Consider the following 17,015-nt stretch of genomic DNA (forward strand, 5'->3'; position numbering starts at 1 on the left):
AATTTTATTAATCTTGTTTTGGTAATTTTTAACTACCTTTAGAAGAATGAAAAATGATAAAGTTAACATTAATTGTGGCGCTTTATCATTAGTGTTTTTTGTAACTCGCCATAATTAAAACTGTTTTCTAGAAAATTTTAAAATTATGAAATTCCAGAAAATTCTACTTGCCTCACTTCTGATTTTTTCTTCCAAAATACATTGTCAGCAATATACATTCAAAGAATGTATAGAAAAAGGAAAACAAAATAATGTCGTTATAAAGCTGGCGGAACAATCTCTGGAAACCCGTGAAAAACTTCTGCAATCAAACAAAAACAATAATCTTCCAAAAGTTGATTTTCTTGGCGGTTATAATTACATCGGAGAACCTATCAAAATCAATCTTCAGCAGGTAAAAGACGGAATTGTAGAAGGTTCGGCCACTCAAAGTGCCGCTTCTGCCAATACTGTTTATCAACAGATTACTGGAAATCCGCTTCCGCAACAGGTTCAGAATGTGATTTATCAGACTTCCAAAGATATTATCAGCGCAGTTTATCCCAATTACAATCCTGCGATTGCAAAACAAAGTTACTTCTTGGCGGGAATTCTTGCTCGTCAACCGATTTATCTTGGAGGAAAACTGAATGCTGCAAAAGAGCTTTCAAAACAACAAGTAGAAAGTGGAAAAGCGAATCTGGAATCAGCTCAAAATCTTACTGCTTATAATATTTCATTGAATTATATTCAGGTGATGTATCTCAATTCGATGATTAAAAAACAGGAAAAAATTGTTGAATCTCTTGAGAATAATGAGAAATATGCACAAAGTCTTCTGAAAGCTGAAATCATTCCGCCTTACTTGAAAAACTGGTCAAATATTACGAAGCTTCAAGGTGAAACTAATCTCAAAAACCTTAAACTCGAAAAAGAAAATACGCTTTTAACTCTAAAAGATTTAATGGGAATTTCGCTTGACGAAACAATGGAAATCAATGAAGAACTGAATGAAAATATTGAAGTTCCTAATTTCTCATCATCAGAAAAAAACGCAGATTTAAAATTATTATTAAGCAAAAAGAAAGAAGCGGAAACGACTCATAATATTACCAAATCTCTTTCCAGACCTAACATTTTCGCCATTGGAAATTACCAGTTTTTCAGAAATGACCTTCCGCTCATCACGCCACCTTGGTTAGTCGGGATAGAAATGCAATGGACACTTTTTGACCCGGAAAGAAAATCCAAAAACCTTGCTTCACAATCTTTGATAAAAGAAGCCGACCTTTTGATTGACCAGAAACAAAAATCTGTGGATTTGGCTACCAAAATTTCTGAGAATAAATTAATCAGTTTCAAAGAACAGAGCGAGACATTTGATGCAGCGAGAAAACAAACTTATACGACCTCAGAAATGGTAAGGAAAAGAATGGAAAATAGCCTTTCTTCAGTCAAAGATGTGAACGATGCTTTACAACTTCAATACGAAGCCGAAAAATTATATTACACGTCTTTGGTTGCTTACCAAACTGTGATTGCAACTTATTTTTATATCACAGGAAACGTCGAAAATATCACCAATTACATTCCTTAAACTGATAACAAGATGAAAAACTTTATAAAAAATTACTGGGCAGTTTTTATTCCGATTATTGTGTTGGTTATTGCCTTGATTTATCTTTTTCAAAATAAATCTTCCGAAAGTAATAAAGAAACAGTCATTGGAATGGTAGATGCAGAATTTGTGGATGTTTCCGCTTCTTTGCCGGGAAGAGTTGTTGAATTATTGGTGAAAGAAGGCGATGAAGTAAAAGAGGGTCAGGTGGTTGCCCAAATGAAAACTTCTGAAATTGAAACGATTCAATCACAAATGTCGGAAGCTGTGATTGTTGCTCAGAATCAATTGGATAAAATCAATCGTGGCGTAGAACCAGAAGTTTTGAAATCGGCGGAAAATCTTCATCAAATTGCCAAACAGCAAATGGATTTGATGAATAAAACTTACACTCGTTTTCAAAATCTTTATTCGGAAGGTGTGATTTCGGGACAGGAGAGAGATGTGATTTATTTTAAATATAAAGCGGCTCAAAAAGAATTAGAAACCGCAAATTTGAACGTTCAACTTTTACAACGAGGAAATAATCAGGAACTTAAAAATTCGGCTCAGGCGATTCTGAATCAGGCAAAAGGTGCAGATGAATTAGCAAAAGAGATTAAAGATAATGCTTCTATAAAAGCGCCGGCTTCTGGGAAAATTTCAACAATGATTTCTGACAAAGGCGAAATGGTGAATGCGGGTTATCCGATGATGACGATTCAGAAAGACAATTCTTTTTTTGTAAAATTCAATATTCGTCAAAATCAAATGACCAAAATTGATAAAGGAAGTATTGTAAAAATGAAAATCCCTGGCTGTACACCGGAAGAAGTGAAAGGTGTGGTTTCCGAACTGGCTCCGGCTTTAGGTTATGCAGATTGGGTTCCTGAAAAACAGAATGGAGAATTTGAGCTGAGAACTTTCCAGATAAAAGTGAAACCTGAGAATGCTAATTCGATAAAAGGACTTCGTTCGGGAATGACGGCGCAGCTTATTTTTGATTAAGAAATTATTTAAATAAAATCAATAAAACCATTGAAAACTATCAGTCAAATTATGATTCGGGAATGGAAACGGATTTTTTCGATTCCGAATTTTTATGTGATTTTGCTGGTCATTCCACCAATTATTTTTCTTTTTTACGGTTTCATTTATCAGAAACAATTTGCGAAAGAACTTCCGATGGCGGTTTGGGACGAAGACCAATCGTCGGTTTCCCGAATGTTGACTGATATGATGGAGCATAACGAGTTGATTCAATTTACTCAAACGGTTCATAGCAACGCAGAAATTGAAAAATTGATGAAAGAAGGAAAAATATTCGGTGCAGTTCACTTTCCAAAAAATATGGAATCTGCTGCCAAGAAAAATCATCAGTCCAATATTACACTTTATACCAACGGAGCATATTTGGTTCCTGCAAAAATGATTTACAAAGGCGCTGCCGAAGTTATTATCAAAGGAGGTTTGGCGGTTGTTCTTCAAAAAGCGGAAAAGCAAGGAATGTCTGCTGAGAAAGCAAACACGCTGGTTCAGCCTATAAAACTGAATACAACAACATTGTACAACCCGGATTTTAATTATCAGATGTATCTCACGCCGGGATTGATTACGGTCGGGCTTCAAATGGCTTTGGTTGTGGCATCGGTTTTAATTTTAAATCTTGAATTTAGAAGAAATACAATCGACAAACTTTTACAGATTTCAACTTCATCTTCGCAGATTGTAGTCGGGAAAATGTTGGCTCATCTTTGCATTTCGTGGATACTTTTTGTGTTGGTGGCTTACGTTGTTTTTCCTGTTTATGAATTGGGAAAACCCAAAACCGATTTCAATTTTTTTCTGATTTACACGTTGATGTCGTTAGCTTGCATCGGGATTGGGATGATGCTTTCCGCGATTTCCAATAATCTTCTTTTTGTGACGGATGTTGCTCTGTTTTTCACTTCGCCGGCTTTTGTTTTCAGTGGGTTCACATTTCCGAGGTGGGCAATGCCTTGGTACGACCAGTTTTATGCAGACATAATGCCTTACACACATTTTCTGGACGGATTTATCAAGCTCTATTTTATGGAACTTCCGTTATCTTATGCAACTCCGGAAATTTTCAAATTACTGGTTTTTATTGGAATTACGTTTCCTTTGAGCATTGTTGTTTTTCAGAAAAAAGTTAATCAATATCTTAAAGAAAATCTGGAATGAAAGAGATTTTCGACATATTGAAAAGAGAACTTAGGAATGTTTCGAAAGATTCGAGTCTGTTTCTGATTTTGCTTTTGGCACCGATTCTTTACGCATTTATGTACGGAAGTATTTACCTGAACAAAGGCGAAAAGAAAGTGAAATTAGCTTTGATTGATAACGATGGAACTTCAATTTCCAGAACCTTGACGGAACAATTTGATTCGACGCCGATGATAGAAATTATTCCGAGTTCTAATATTAATGAAGCTCAGGAAAAGATGTATCAGGGAGAAGTTCAAGGCTATTTTTATATTCAGTCGGGCTTTGAAAAGGATATTTTATCTCAAAAACAAACGAATGTAAATCTGGTCCTGAATGCATCACGGTTTTTGCCTTCCAGTGATTTGCTCAGTACGGTTACCAAAGTTTGTCTGACAGTCGGAGCTGGCGTTAGAAAAACGTATTTCAACAAACAAGGAATGGGAGAGGACGAATCGATGAAAATGACCAATCCGATTAATATGGATTATCGTCCGCTTTACAATTCGGGGATGACATATGGTTCGTTTCTTTTGCCGGGATTATTGGCGATTATTTTACAGCAAACACTTTTAATAGGTGTTGCAGCGGCTTTTACTTCTGAAAGAGAGGAAAATAAATTATTGAATCTTTATCAAATTTCAAGGCAAAGTATTTCTAAAATGATTTTCGGGAAAAGTTTACTTTATTTCTTTGCATTTATGATATTCGGATTGTTTTTCTCGATTGTTAATTTTTCCGTTTTCGGAGTTGAGATTAGAGGAAATTATTTTGATTTGGCTGTTATTTCAGCTTTATTTATCGCAACAATTATTGTCTTCGGAATGTTGATTGGAAGCTTTTTCAAGACCAAACTTTTTGCTTTTCAGGTTTTGGTATTTTCGTCTTATCCGATTTTTTTAATCACAGGATATTCTATGCCTTATCAGGCTTTGCCGAATTTTGTTCAGATGCTGTCTGATGCTTTACCGACTTCTCCGTTTTTAAAAACATATATCTCAATTGTACAATCCGGAGGTTCACTCGCCGATAATCTGAATTCTGTTATTCATCTGGTGATTCTATGGATTATTTTTGAATTTCTATTAATCTTAAGGATAAAATATTTGATTAAAACTATAACTTAAATACTTAATGAATATGCAATTTTATAGTGAAATTTAAAATACGAGTTAGCGATAAAAAAATAACGCTATCGATTTTGATAGTGTTATTTATAAAGTTGATTTCTGATTTCTATTAGTGTATTCTCTACTTTTCTTTTATCAGGCAAATTTGGCAATAAAGAACTTTCAGCTAACAAATTTAATTTTTCAATTAATTGCTCGGCCAATAAAAGTAAATCATCATAATCCCAATTTCCAGCTTTGATATTCAAAAGTTCATCACGATTTTTAACTCGGATTTCAATCTTATTATTCTTGAAAATATTGACTGCCGATTGCAAAAGACGAATCGTGTGCATCATATTTTTAGAATCGTAATTTTTCCCGTGCTTCTGATTTGTGTTGTATCGGTCTTCATTTCTTTTTTCTACCCAATCCCAATATTCCTTATAACTTTTGCAGTAGGTAGAATAGGCATCTTGATTGAAAAACAGATAAGCTTTCGGCTTTTCATTTTTCGGAACAGAAGATAAACTGACTTCATTAGAATCTTCATTTTTATAAATTCCGTTGTAATTCTTATCTCCAAATTCATCATAGAACAAAGCAAAAATACCTTTTGAATTGGGCATCTTTACCAAACCACAACTTTCCTGTAAAAAGTTTTTTTCTTTCAACCAATCTTTTGCGGGAATTGAATTAGAATCTTTCAATATCACACAAAAATCCAGAATTCCTTTTCGTTCTTTTTCAACAGGATTCACAATCTTTTTATTCAATCCTCTCGCTTTCTGAATCTGAGTTGAAGCATATCCGCCAAAAGTATCTTTACACAATTTTGACAAAAAATCTTCCTGCCGAAACTTATACATTATCGGATTTTTATAAAGAATACAATCTTGTGGAGTTGCTAATATTTCTAGAATATTTGGATTGTTTTTTAATAAAAGTTCTGTGAATCTTCAAATCTCATAATAAACGATATCATTAGTTTCATTTGAAACTTGCGGAATATATTCTAAACCATAGAACAAATCTTTCGGTAAATAAAAACTCCTTTGATATCCGTATCCGAATTCTCCGTTGCCAATCCGAAAGACTTGCTTCCGGAAATGGCTTCGAAAAGGATAAGGTTGTTTTCTTTTAAAAAAATTGATAGTTATCATTGTTACGATTTTAATAATTCTATAAATACTTTTTCAGCTTCTGATTTATCAAGATTTCCTGCTCTCAAAGTTTTTGCTTTTTCTGAAAGACTTTCTATTTCTGATTTGAGATATTCGAAAAGTTCCCAATCTTGAGCGTGGAAATATTTTTCTCCATTTTCAGATTTTACATTCAATAAAAATTGAACTTTATCAAATATATTTTCTGGTAACAAATCTAACATTTCGTGAAATATTACCGGTGGAAAAGTTCCTTTCTCAACAACCCATTTTGAGGCTAAAGTTGTCCTTAAACAATAGAAATAATCTTTAAGCTTAACTTCACCTTTATTACACAATTCCAAATATTTTTTACTTATCGATAAATAATGAAAAACTACTGCAACGGTAGAAAAAGCTTCTTTTGCTAAAGGTATTATCTTTTTCAAAAAAGCATTATTCTTTATATAAAATATATGTGAAAACAAGTGCTCCAAAAGTGGAACGTTTGATTTGTTCAACAAATGAAAAGTCTTCTTCAAATCCCAACCAGAACCATCCAGATCATCTTCTGTCATAAATTCTATCGTATCACGTTTTTCCCAAGGCGAAAGATACCAGTCAACCGGATGTTTGTATATAAAACGTATGTCATAATCGCTGTCTGGAGAAGCAAATCCCCAAGAACGGCTTCCTGATTCTATCGCGAAGAGTATTTTTATATTTTTCTCTTTTTCAAGAGTTTTTAATTTATCTATTATTTTTGTTTTCATTGTTTTTATTTTTTAGGATAAAAAAATGCGTTACAGAATTTCGTTTTATAGAATCTTGAAATGATTTTTCAGAATAGAAATTTTTGTACTCTGAATATTTTCTAACATTATCTTTTGTCGTGATTTTTACCCAAATTTTAAATTGTTTTTTCTTTCTGGCTTTCTGAAATAGAACAAAATCATTCAGTTGATTTTCAATTTCCTGTTTTTCAGTTTTGCGCCATTTTTTGTTTCCGATTTTTTTAAGAAATGGACGCAAATGTTTTGCATATTCGAATGAACGATACTTACCCTTGTTGTAGAGATTTTTCATAGTCAGTTTAAAATTATGAAAGTAAGAATTTTATTTTCTAAACTTATTCTTCCTCTTCCAAGGCGCATTTTTCCCAACATCACCCGCCATAATGCAACCATAAGGCATCACTTCATCCAGAACTTTACAAAGTCCATATTCTTCGATTTGAGCTCTTACATTTTTGACGCTTTTGTAGGCACTTGGTAATTCGGAAATATCAATTTCGTTGGTGAAAAAACGTATGTCCAGACCTTGGGTTTCCTCGGCAAAAACTTCATCAAAAGTTTTGTGCGCCAGAGATTTTTTATGAAAACTTCTGCTGAAGTTTCGCCCTGCGCCGTGAGGAGCAAAACCTAAATTTCTGCTGTTGGTTGTTCCTTGAACAATCAGTACAGGTTCCGCCATATTTAGAGGAATCAGTCTTGGACCTGTAATATCCGGCAAAAATTTGTCGTCCAGCGGCGTTGCTCCTTTCGCGTGGTAGAATAAATCTCCATCTCTGAATACAAAATTATGTTCGTTCCAATATCTGTTTTGTTTTTCGATATTTAATTTTTCCAAAGTCGCATTGTGAATGGATTCGTGGTTTTCTTTCGTCCATTTTCTTATTAATTGCAAGGCTTCCCAATATTGTTGTCCTTCTTCAGTTTCATACGGAATCCAAGCATTTTCTTTCAAAGTTTCGGGCGAAAGTTCCATTCGGAAACGGTTAGCGACTTTCATTCCTTTATCGTACAATTTTGCACCGGGCGCTCTTGAGCCGTGATGTGTTACCAACATTGTATTTCCTGTATTTTTAGAAATTCCGACAAACAAGAAATGGTTTCCGTCACCTTGAGTTCCCATATGAGAACGAGCGATGCTGATTAAGTTTTCATCATTCAGAAAAAGATTTTCTCTGAAAGCATCCATCAATTCCTGAGACATCGGCATTTGCTCACCTCGAGGTCTTCCGCCGTAACCGAAATGTGTGTTAGAATGTGCTGCGTCCAAAACATCTTTTGGATTTACTTTTCCAAAATCTGTCAACATCACAGAACAGCAGATGTCTGCGCTATGAAATCCGGGATGAATGGCGTTTTTCGCAACTACAACTCCGCCAACGGGAATATGACCTTCCGGTCCGGTTGGACAAGCATCCGGCATAATAGCACCGTGAATTAATGTTGGAGTTTTCATCAAGACATTCATTGTGTTGATGACTTTTTCTACGTTGTCATTTTCGCTTTCATTTTCTGCTCTGATGTTGATGATGAATTCTGCAGGATTTTCTAATAATGAAATCGGTTCCGAAGATTTGAACTGCTCCAGATATTCTTTCATTTGAGTTTCATCAAGGTTATTTTCGTTGATATATTCCAAAGCTTCAGCAAACCATTTTTTCGGTGCGAATTCTAAAGCGATTAAATCCTTTCCTGTAATTGTTTTCATTTTGTTTATTTTGATGATGCAAAGTAATTGTACAAGTGCGCAATGTTTTTGCGTAGGAAAATTATTTTAAATATTTTTGATGAAATTTTATTAAAATGATTTTAGAACAACTTAAAAATTCTCCAGAAACAATTGATTTCAAAGACGTGATTGCTTTCATTGATGAGAATTATGATTTCACTCCAACGAAATTTACGAATGGAAATACTATCAATGAAGCCAATCAAAATAATGGTTCTTGCAAAGTTTTCAGTTTTGCGAAATTGAATCAACTTTCGAAAGAAGAAACTTTAGCATTATTCGGAGATTTTTACAGAACAGATGTTTTACAAAATCCTGAAGGAAATGACCATCAGAATATCAGAAACTTTATTGAATTTGGCTGGGACGGGATTTCTTTTGAAGGAGAGGCTTTAAGAAATAGAGATTAGAATAGAGATGTTAGAAGTTAGACATTAAACGTATATCAGATTTTATGACAATTCAAATTCATTTATAATTCATAATTAATCATTTATAATTATTCTATGTCATCCAATAAAAATGCATTAATCCGTTACAAAACATTAGACAAATGTCTGAAGAATAAATATAAAAAATATACTTTGGAAGATTTGATTGACGAATGTTCCGAAGCATTATTTGAGTTTGATGGCAAAGAATCTTTTGTGAGCAAACGGACGATTCAGTTGGATTTGCAGAATATGCGAAGTGAAAAATTCGGTTATGAAGCGCCGATTGAAGTTTATGAAAGAAGATTTTATCGTTATAGCGACCCAGATTACAGTATTCATAATATTTCGGTCAACGAAAATGATTTGAAAGCAATGAATAATGCGGTTCAGATTCTGAAACAATTCAAGGATTTTTCGATGTTTAAGGAGATGAATGGTGTGATTCAGAAATTGGAAGATTCGATTCAATCGACTAATCAGAAATCGATTATTCATCTTGACAAAAATGAACAATTGAAAGGTCTTGAGCATATTGATATTCTCTACGAAAGTATTTTGAACAAAAAGGTTTTAAAGATTTGCTACAAAAGTTTCAAAGCAAGGGAAATGAATATTCTGACAGTTCATCCGCAATTGTTGAAGGAATATAACAACCGTTGGTTTCTCATCTGTTTTCATAAAAATAGCATTATGAATCTCGCCTTGGACAGAATGGAAGAAATCACTATTGAAGACAAAATCGAATATATTGATAAAGATTTCAATGCGGACAGATATTTTGGAGAAGTGATTGGAGCTACAGTTTCTGAGACACAGCGACCGCAGAATGTCATTTTTTTCGTTACAAGAAAACATGCACCTTACGTTACAACAAAACCTTTCCATCATTCTCAGGAAATTATTAAAGAAGATGAAACCGGAACAACTTTCAAAATCTGTGTTCAGTTGAATTTCGAATTAGAAAGAATGATTCTGGGGATGGGAGAGTTTATAAAAGTTTTAGGACCAAGAAAATTAAAACAAAGGATTCATAAAAGTCTTAAAGAAGCTGTTCGTAATTACAGTTCTGATGAAAATCAATAATGGCGCATTTCTTGTTATAATCTTAAAAATTTAATGTTATGAAATCAAGATTGTTAAGAATGGCTCTGACTTGGGCAGCTCCTTTTATAATTGGATATATCGTCAACAAAATAGAAGAGAGGACGAACAAAAATAAAATAAAAAAAACGATAAAAGCCTAAACCAATAACCACTGATTTTCAGTGGTTTTATTTTTGATAATTTATTCAAAATGAAAATTAAAACTCCAAATTTTAATAAGAAAATAACATTTTGGCTTAAGTTTTGAATTTTCATCACAAATAAATAAATTATGAAAAAATATATCAATATTATTCCATTATTCCTAATGTTAGGATTGTTAACAAGCTGTGAAGCAGTGGAAACTATTTTTAAAGCTGGTATGTGGTGGGGAATTATCCTCGTAGTCGGTGTTATTGGCTTAGTAATGTGGCTTCTGTCAAGGGGTAAAAACTAAAAAAGCGGGAAATATTTCCCGCTTTTCCTTTTTTATAGAATCTAATTTACTGCCTTTAGGGTTGGGGTAAAATATCTTAAAGATTTTCCAAAGTTTGGCTAAGATCATTGTAACCGCCGCCGTTATAAACATTTTCAAAACCTTGAGATTTGTAAAACTCTGTTGCTTTTCCTGAACGGTTTCCTGACCTGCAGAAGAAAATCACATTTCCGTCCAAAGCTCTGATTTCATCGATGTGAGCTTCGATATCTCCTAAAGGAATATTATTAGCTTCTGCAATGTTTCCATCCATTTCCAATTCCAAAGGTTCACGAACATCAATCAAATGATAGTTTCCCGCTTTCAATATTTCTTCTATTGCCATAATTTTAAATTTTTACTGTTTTAATTGTAACAAAACTACAATATAAATTTCAAAAATTGAGTTTACTTTAAGATAAAAATTTTAGAAAAACCTAACTCAAAAATCGAAGATTTAAAACTTTGCGACTTTCACAACAAAATTATTACAGTAAAGATTTTGCGCCTTTGCGATAAAATTATAAAACATTAATTTCGCAAAATATTTATGAATCCTAAAGAAAGACACACGCAACTTATCAAAACCAAAGCTTCTGCATTTGGGTTTCAGTCGTGTGGAATTTCAAAAGCGGATTTTTTGGAAGAAGAAGCGTCTCATCTGGAAAATTGGTTGAAAAACAATCATCACGGTGAGATGAAATATATGGAAAACTATTTCGATAAGCGTCTTGACCCGAGATTACTTGTGGAGGGTTCTAAGTCTGTGATTTCTCTGAGTTATAATTATTTTCCGGAAGAAAAACTTCAGAACGAGAATTTCAAAATCGCGAAATATGCTTATGGGGAAGATTATCACGAGGTTATCAAAGAAAAACTGAGAACGCTGGTTGCTGAACTTCAGGATGAGATAGGAGAGTTCTCTTTTCGTGTTTTTGTAGATTCAGCACCGGTTTTAGAAAAAGCTTGGGCTAAGAAATCCGGAATTGGATGGGTTGGAAAAAACTCGAACCTCATTACCAAAAAATATGGTTCTTTTTACTTTTTAGCAGAGATTATCTGTGATTTGGATTTAGTCGAAGATTTTCCAGTTACAGACCATTGTGGAAGCTGTACCAAGTGTATAGATGCGTGTCCGACTCAAGCGATTATTTCTGATAAAATCATTGACGGAAGCAAGTGCATCTCTTACGCAACCATCGAACTGAAAGACCAAATTCCTGATTTTTTCAAAGATAAAATGGACGATTGGATGTTTGGATGCGATGTTTGCCAAGATGTTTGTCCTTGGAATCGTTTTTCGGCTCCTACTTTGGAAGAGAAATTTCAACCGAATTCTCAGCTCAAAAACTTTACAAAACAAGAGTGGAAAGACATTACCCAAGAAGTTTTTTCCTCGGTTTTCAGAAAATCTGCAGTTAAGCGGACAAAGTTTGCAGGACTAAAACGGAATCTCGATTTTTTATCAGAGTAAAATCCCGTTTTATCAAGTTATTTTCGTTTTTGAACTCTTTTCGGTGCAACTTTTACTCTAATTTTTAATCTTTTGTTGGAATGGCGTTTTTTCGGCATATATTAGTGATTTTTCGTTATTAAATTTCAAAATAAATTTCCATAATTCCAAGAAAAATTAAAAAAAATTAACATATCTATTTTGCTTTGAAAATTTTATTATCTTTATTGTTCTCTACGATTCGTAAAAACAACCGGATGAAAAAAATGCTGCTAATAATCATAAAAATAATCGGCTTCATAATTGGAGTCGTTTTTTTGTATATCATTTTGGGATTATTGATTCCTTATATTCCAGTAGAAGCTGAAAAAACTGACGAACCAAAAACGATAGAATTGTACATCTTGACCAATGGTGTACATACAGATTTGGTGGTTCCTGTCAAAACAAAATATGTCGATTGGAGCGAGAAATTACCATTCGAAAATACAAAAGGGAAACAGACGGATTTTAACTACATTTCTTTCGGTTGGGGCGACAAAGGTTTCTATCTTGATACACCGAATTGGTCTGATCTCAAGTTTTCAACAGCTTTCAAAGCTGCTTTTTGGTTAAGCGATTCTGCGATGCATTGCACTTATTACAAAAAAATGCAATCAGGCGATGATTGTAAAAAAATGCTGATAACGGAACAGCAATATCAAAATCTTATCAAATTCATAGACGATAAATTCGATAAAGACTTAAAAGGCAACTATATTCTGATAAAAACTGATGCAGTTTACGGAAATAACGATGCTTTTTATGATGCAAAAGGCAGTTATAACTTCACTTATACTTGCAATACTTGGGCAAATAATGGGTTAAAAGCTGCCGGACAAAAAGCTGCGCTTTGGACTCCTACGGATTTTGGTATTTTTCAGCATTATAAATAAGAATGAGAAAGTCTTTTTATTTATTATTTCTGATAATCATTTCTGGATGTCAAAAAGAAAACTTAAAACCAAATTTTCTGCCTACAACAGATTCGGTTACTGAATCTAAGCCTGTTATTAATATTTTCAAAACTAAACAAAAAAGCAAAGACGCATTAGAGTTTTGTAAAACCAAAAACTTCAATACAGATTTTTGCATTTTGATTGATATGAGTTTGCATTCGGGGCTCAAACGTTTTTTTATCTATGACTTTAATAAAAATGAAATTTCGCAAAAATATTTGGTAGGTCACGGTTGTGGAAATGGATTTTGGAGTTTCGATTCTTCAAAAGATAATCCAAGTTTTAGTAATGAAGATAACAGTCATCTTTCTTCTTTGGGAAAATATAGATTGGGAGAAAGAGGTTATAGTAATTGGGGAGTGAATGTGAAATATCTGATGCACGGTCTAGACGAAGCTAATAGCAATGCTTTGAAAAGAATTATTGTCTTCCATTCTTGGGGAAAAATGAGCGACGATGAAGTTTATCCAAAAGGTTCGCCAGAAGACTGGGGTTGTCCAACTGTTTCTAATAATGCATTCAAGGAAATAGACCCAATGTTGAAAAATTCTAAGAAGCCAATTTTGATGTGATTTATAATTGAATTTGATTGACATTGTTCCGCTGATTTATGAAAAATTATTAAACGCAAAGTTTTTTTAACGGGGTTCTTATATTTAAGAAAGCAAAGGCAGATGAATCTGCAATTATTAAGGTGGAAAATAAACAACAAGCACACAAATGTATGACAGAAAATGAATTATCGTATAAAGTTATAGGAGCAGCGATTGAAGTTCACAGAACGCTAGGGGTTGGATTACTTGAAAGTGCGTATGAATCTGCACTTCTTTATGAATTACAACAGTTAGGTCTCGATGTGAAAACTCAAGTTTTTCTGTCAACAATTTATAAAGGTATCAAGATAGACAAAGCCTACAAAGTTGAAATGATTGTTGAAAATAAACTTATTGTAGAAAATAAGGCTGTGCGAGAGTTACATTCCATAGATTATTTTCAAACAAACACATATTTAAAATTAACAGGACTAAAGCTTGCTCTTCTAATAAATTTTAATTCACCACTTTTAAAAGACGGAATACATAGAATTGTAAACAAGCTATAAATCAAGCTTCATAAAATCAATTCATTGATTAATCTTTGCATCCTAAATCACAAATTATCGTAATAAAATCTTTGCGTTTAAAATTACTCTTCCAAAACTATATTGAATAATACAATAACTAATATTTAAACCAAATTTTCTTAAATTTGCCAACCAAAAGTTGATGTACATAAACAGCAATCAACTATCAACCAACAACCAACAACTAAAATGACTTCACAAGAGATAAGACAGCAATTTTTAGATTTTTTCAAAAGCAAAGAACACCTTATTGTTCCTTCTGCGCCAATTGTTCTTAAAGATGACCCGACACTAATGTTTTCCAACTCCGGAATGACACAGTTCAAAGATTATTTTTTAGGTTACAAAGAGCCGAAAGCCTCAAGAATTGCCGATACTCAGAAGTGTCTGAGAGTTTCCGGGAAGCATAATGATTTGGATGATGTAGGTCGTGATACGTATCACCACACGATGTTTGAGATGTTGGGAAACTGGTCTTTTGGCGATTATTTCAAAAAAGAAGCGATTTCGTGGGCTTGGGAGTTGTTGACAGAAGTGTACGGAATTCCAAAAGAAAATCTTTACGTAACCATTTTTGAAGGAGATGCAAAAGAAAATCTTGAAAGAGACAATGAAGCTTACAATTATTGGAAAGAATTCATTTCTGAAGACAGAATCATCAATGGAAACAAGAAAGATAATTTCTGGGAAATGGGTGCAAGCGGACCTTGCGGACCTTGTTCTGAAATTCATGTGGATTTGAGAAGTGCCGAAGAGAAAGCAAAAGTTTCAGGTTTGGAATTGGTGAATAACGACCATCCTCAGGTTGTGGAAATCTGGAATCTCGTATTCATGCACTTCAACAGAAAAGCTGACGGTTCTTTGGAAAATCTTCCTGCAAAACACATCGATACCGGAATGGGTTTCGAGCGTCTTTGCATGGCTTTACAGCAGAAAGAATCTAATTACGATACGGATGTTTTCACACCTTTAATTGCTAAAGTTGAGGAACTTTCAGGTAAAAAATATACCGGAATTTTAACGGACGAAAAAGACATTGCCATCCGTGTTGTGGTTGACCACATCAGAGCGGTTTCTTTTGCAATAGCAGACGGACAGTTGCCTTCCAACGGAGGAGCGGGTTATGTGATCAGAAGAATTTTAAGAAGAGGAATTTCTTACGCTTACCGATTCTTAGACCAAAAAGAACCTTTCCTATATCAGTTAGTAGCTGTTTTACAGGAGCAAATGGGTAATTTCTTTCCGGAATTGGAAAAACAAGGAACTTTGGTTACGGAAGTGATTAAAAGTGAAGAAGAATCATTTTTAAGAACGATTGAAACAGGATTAATTAGAGTTGAAAAATTAATTCAGCAGACGATTTCTGAAGGTAAAAAAGTATTGCCAACGGAAGAAGTTTTCGAATTGTACGATACTTATGGTTTTCCTGATGATTTAACGAGAATTATTGCTGAGGAAAAAGGTTTAACGATTGACGAAGCAGGATTTGAAGATGCTTTAAATCAACAAAAACAACGTTCAAAAGCAGATTCTGCACAGAAAGTTTACGACTGGGTAACGTTAGAAGAAAAGCCTGAAAACTTTGTGGGTTACGACAAAATTGAGACTGAAACTTACATTACAAGATACAGAAAAGTAGAAAACAAAGACGGAGAATTTTATCAAGTTGTTTTAAGCGAATCGCCTTTCTATCCAGAAGGTGGTGGGCAAATCGGGGATAAAGGAATTCTTGAAAATGCTACCGAAAGCTTTGAAGTTTTAGAAACTAAAAAAGAAAATGGTTTGATTATTTCCTTAATCAACGGACTTCCTAAAGATGCAGGTGCAGTTTTCTATGCTAAAGTAAACGCTTCTGACAGAAAAAAATCTGAGGCAAATCACTCGGTAACACATTTGTTGCACGAAGCTTTGAGAGAAGTTTTGGGAACTCACGTAGAGCAGAAAGGTTCATTTGTTGGTCCTGATTATCTGCGTTTCGACTTCTCACATTTTAATAAAATGACGGAGGAAGAACTGACTTTGGTTGAAGATAAAGTGAATGCAAAAATAAAAGAAAACATTGCATTGCAAGAGTTTAGAAACATCCCAATTCAAGAAGCTTTAGACAGAGGTGCAATGGCTCTTTTTGGCGAAAAATATGGCGACAGCGTGAGAATGATCCAGTTCGGAACTTCGATGGAACTTTGCGGTGGAACTCACGTAAAAAATACCAGCGAAATTGGTCATTTTAAAATCGTTTCCGAAAGTTCTGCAGCAGCTGGAATCAGAAGAATTGAAGCCATTTCAGGAGATAAATCTGATGAATACTTCAAAGGTTTGGAAAAACAAATCACTGAGCTTTCTCAATTGCTGAAATCTAAAGATGTTGTACGTTCTATCGAAAAATTAATCGAAGAAAATGCCACCTTAAAATCTGAAGTTGAGGCTTTCAAAAAAGAAAAAGCAAAAGGCGAAATCGGAGACTGGAAAGGCGCTTACGAGCAAAAAGGAGATAAATTACTTTTGGTAAAAAGAACTTCACTGGATGCCGGTTCAATCAAAGATATCGTCTTCCAATTGAAGAAAGAAATCCCAACTTCCATCACAATCATCCTTTCTGACGCAGACGGGAAACCAATGATTACTGTTGGCGTTTCTGATGATTTGGCAGGAATTTATCAGGCCGGAGCGTTGATTAAAGACTTAGCTAAAGAAATCCAGGGCGGCGGCGGTGGAAATCCGGGCTTCGCAACAGCAGGAGGTAAAAACCTTGATGGGTTGGAAAATGCGTATCAGAAGGCTTTACTATTCTAAATTAAATTGCCAAAAATGTAAAACTCCCAAAATGGACTGCCCCCAAAAAGTTATACACTTTTTAGGGGCATTTTTTATGAGAA

Annotated in this window: 16 protein-coding genes and 1 pseudogene; 12 read left to right on the forward strand and 5 right to left on the reverse strand. The window is 34.1% G+C overall.

Annotated elements, in window-relative coordinates:
* The first annotated feature begins 145 nt into the window (after positions 1–145).
* Genes RTY06_RS14340 through RTY06_RS14355 form a run of 4 tightly spaced genes read left to right on the forward strand, consistent with a single transcriptional unit; the run spans position 146 to position 4,929 of the window.
* Positions 146–1,576 (forward strand): TolC family protein, encoded by a 1,431-nt coding sequence (locus tag RTY06_RS14340; RefSeq protein ID WP_312825663.1) that lies wholly within the window; start codon positions 146–148, stop codon positions 1,574–1,576.
* Positions 1,577–1,588: 12 nt separating this feature from the next.
* A complete protein-coding gene (locus RTY06_RS14345) occupies positions 1,589–2,584 on the forward strand; it encodes an HlyD family secretion protein (protein WP_312825664.1) in 996 nt (331 codons plus the stop codon).
* 30 nt (positions 2,585–2,614) lie between these two features.
* Entirely contained in the window at positions 2,615–3,781 is a 1,167-nt protein-coding gene (locus RTY06_RS14350; RefSeq protein WP_312825665.1) for an ABC transporter permease, read from the forward strand.
* The gene (locus RTY06_RS14355; RefSeq protein WP_312825666.1) at positions 3,778–4,929 is read left to right on the forward strand and encodes an ABC transporter permease; all 1,152 of its coding nucleotides are present in this window, start codon (positions 3,778–3,780) and stop codon (positions 4,927–4,929) included. Before RTY06_RS14350 ends, RTY06_RS14355 begins: the two co-directional genes overlap by 4 nt.
* Positions 4,930–5,012: 83 nt before the next feature.
* Here the strand turns inward: RTY06_RS14355 and RTY06_RS14360 are convergent.
* The 4 genes and pseudogenes from RTY06_RS14360 to RTY06_RS14380 form a co-directional block, all read right to left on the reverse strand.
* A pseudogene (locus RTY06_RS14360) lies at positions 5,013–6,061 on the reverse strand (DNA polymerase beta superfamily protein).
* 15 nt (positions 6,062–6,076) lie between these two features.
* Positions 6,077–6,826: a nucleotidyltransferase domain-containing protein gene (locus RTY06_RS14370; protein WP_312825668.1), complete on the reverse strand. Its 750-nt coding sequence runs from the start codon at positions 6,824–6,826 to the stop codon at positions 6,077–6,079.
* A complete protein-coding gene (locus RTY06_RS14375; protein ID WP_312825669.1) occupies positions 6,804–7,139 on the reverse strand; it encodes a hypothetical protein in 336 nt (111 codons plus the stop codon). The genes RTY06_RS14370 and RTY06_RS14375 overlap by 23 nt, the downstream gene beginning before the upstream one ends.
* A 30-nt stretch (positions 7,140–7,169) precedes the next feature.
* A complete protein-coding gene (locus RTY06_RS14380; RefSeq protein WP_312825670.1) occupies positions 7,170–8,552 on the reverse strand; it encodes an RtcB family protein in 1,383 nt (460 codons plus the stop codon).
* Between the two features lie 95 nt (positions 8,553–8,647).
* On the opposite strand from RTY06_RS14380, the gene RTY06_RS14385 reads away from it, so the two are divergent.
* From RTY06_RS14385 to RTY06_RS14395, 3 genes are all read left to right on the forward strand, one after another.
* Entirely contained in the window at positions 8,648–8,983 is a 336-nt protein-coding gene (locus RTY06_RS14385; RefSeq protein WP_312825671.1) for a HopJ type III effector protein, read from the forward strand.
* 96 nt (positions 8,984–9,079) lie between these two features.
* A complete protein-coding gene (locus RTY06_RS14390; RefSeq protein ID WP_312825672.1) occupies positions 9,080–10,090 on the forward strand; it encodes a WYL domain-containing protein in 1,011 nt (336 codons plus the stop codon).
* 292 nt (positions 10,091–10,382) lie between these two features.
* Positions 10,383–10,547: a phosphatidate cytidylyltransferase gene (locus RTY06_RS14395; protein ID WP_116033664.1), complete on the forward strand. Its 165-nt coding sequence runs from the start codon at positions 10,383–10,385 to the stop codon at positions 10,545–10,547.
* A gap of 76 nt (positions 10,548–10,623) precedes the next feature.
* On the opposite strand, the gene RTY06_RS14400 is transcribed toward RTY06_RS14395, so the two are convergent.
* The gene (locus tag RTY06_RS14400) at positions 10,624–10,911 is read right to left on the reverse strand and encodes a rhodanese-like domain-containing protein (RefSeq protein ID WP_116033665.1); all 288 of its coding nucleotides are present in this window, start codon (positions 10,909–10,911) and stop codon (positions 10,624–10,626) included.
* A 204-nt stretch (positions 10,912–11,115) separates the two neighbouring features.
* Here RTY06_RS14400 and queG point away from each other — a divergent pair, with 204 nt between their 5' ends.
* The 5 genes from queG (at position 11,116) to alaS (ending at position 16,932) form a co-directional block, all read left to right on the forward strand.
* Positions 11,116–12,039 (forward strand): tRNA epoxyqueuosine(34) reductase QueG, encoded by a 924-nt coding sequence (gene queG, locus RTY06_RS14405; RefSeq protein WP_312825673.1) that lies wholly within the window; start codon positions 11,116–11,118, stop codon positions 12,037–12,039.
* Positions 12,040–12,275: 236 nt separating this feature from the next.
* Positions 12,276–12,953, forward strand: a complete 678-nt coding sequence (locus RTY06_RS14410; RefSeq protein ID WP_312825674.1) for a TIGR02117 family protein — start codon at positions 12,276–12,278, stop codon at positions 12,951–12,953.
* 2 nt (positions 12,954–12,955) lie between these two features.
* Positions 12,956–13,588: a murein L,D-transpeptidase catalytic domain-containing protein gene (locus RTY06_RS14415; RefSeq protein WP_312825675.1), complete on the forward strand. Its 633-nt coding sequence runs from the start codon at positions 12,956–12,958 to the stop codon at positions 13,586–13,588.
* A gap of 122 nt (positions 13,589–13,710) precedes the next feature.
* A complete protein-coding gene (locus RTY06_RS14420) occupies positions 13,711–14,118 on the forward strand; it encodes a GxxExxY protein (RefSeq protein ID WP_312825676.1) in 408 nt (135 codons plus the stop codon).
* Positions 14,119–14,328: 210 nt separating this feature from the next.
* On the forward strand, positions 14,329–16,932 hold the full coding sequence (gene alaS, locus RTY06_RS14425; protein WP_312825677.1) for an alanine--tRNA ligase: 2,604 nt from the start codon (positions 14,329–14,331) through the stop codon (positions 16,930–16,932).
* Positions 16,933–17,015 lie beyond the last annotated feature (83 nt).

This window comes from Epilithonimonas sp. (assembly GCF_032055105.1).
In the GTDB taxonomy this organism is placed as follows: Bacteria; Bacteroidota; Bacteroidia; order Flavobacteriales; family Weeksellaceae; genus Epilithonimonas.

Coding starts and splice junctions, on each gene's coding strand:
- RTY06_RS14340 (WP_312825663.1), top strand. CDS start 146: ATGAAATTCCAGAAAATTCTACTTGCCTCACTTCTGATTTTTTCTTCC.
- RTY06_RS14345 (WP_312825664.1), top strand. CDS start 1,589: ATGAAAAACTTTATAAAAAATTACTGGGCAGTTTTTATTCCGATTATT.
- RTY06_RS14355 (WP_312825666.1), top strand. CDS start 3,778: ATGAAAGAGATTTTCGACATATTGAAAAGAGAACTTAGGAATGTTTCG.
- RTY06_RS14370 (WP_312825668.1), bottom strand. CDS start 6,826: ATGAAAACAAAAATAATAGATAAATTAAAAACTCTTGAAAAAGAGAAA.
- RTY06_RS14375 (WP_312825669.1), bottom strand. CDS start 7,139: ATGAAAAATCTCTACAACAAGGGTAAGTATCGTTCATTCGAATATGCA.
- RTY06_RS14380 (WP_312825670.1), bottom strand. CDS start 8,552: ATGAAAACAATTACAGGAAAGGATTTAATCGCTTTAGAATTCGCACCG.
- RTY06_RS14385 (WP_312825671.1), top strand. CDS start 8,648: ATGATTTTAGAACAACTTAAAAATTCTCCAGAAACAATTGATTTCAAA.
- RTY06_RS14390 (WP_312825672.1), top strand. CDS start 9,080: ATGTCATCCAATAAAAATGCATTAATCCGTTACAAAACATTAGACAAA.
- RTY06_RS14395 (WP_116033664.1), top strand. CDS start 10,383: ATGAAAAAATATATCAATATTATTCCATTATTCCTAATGTTAGGATTG.
- RTY06_RS14400 (WP_116033665.1), bottom strand. CDS start 10,911: ATGGCAATAGAAGAAATATTGAAAGCGGGAAACTATCATTTGATTGAT.
- queG (WP_312825673.1), top strand. CDS start 11,116: ATGAATCCTAAAGAAAGACACACGCAACTTATCAAAACCAAAGCTTCT.
- RTY06_RS14410 (WP_312825674.1), top strand. CDS start 12,276: ATGAAAAAAATGCTGCTAATAATCATAAAAATAATCGGCTTCATAATT.
- RTY06_RS14415 (WP_312825675.1), top strand. CDS start 12,956: ATGAGAAAGTCTTTTTATTTATTATTTCTGATAATCATTTCTGGATGT.
- alaS (WP_312825677.1), top strand. CDS start 14,329: ATGACTTCACAAGAGATAAGACAGCAATTTTTAGATTTTTTCAAAAGC.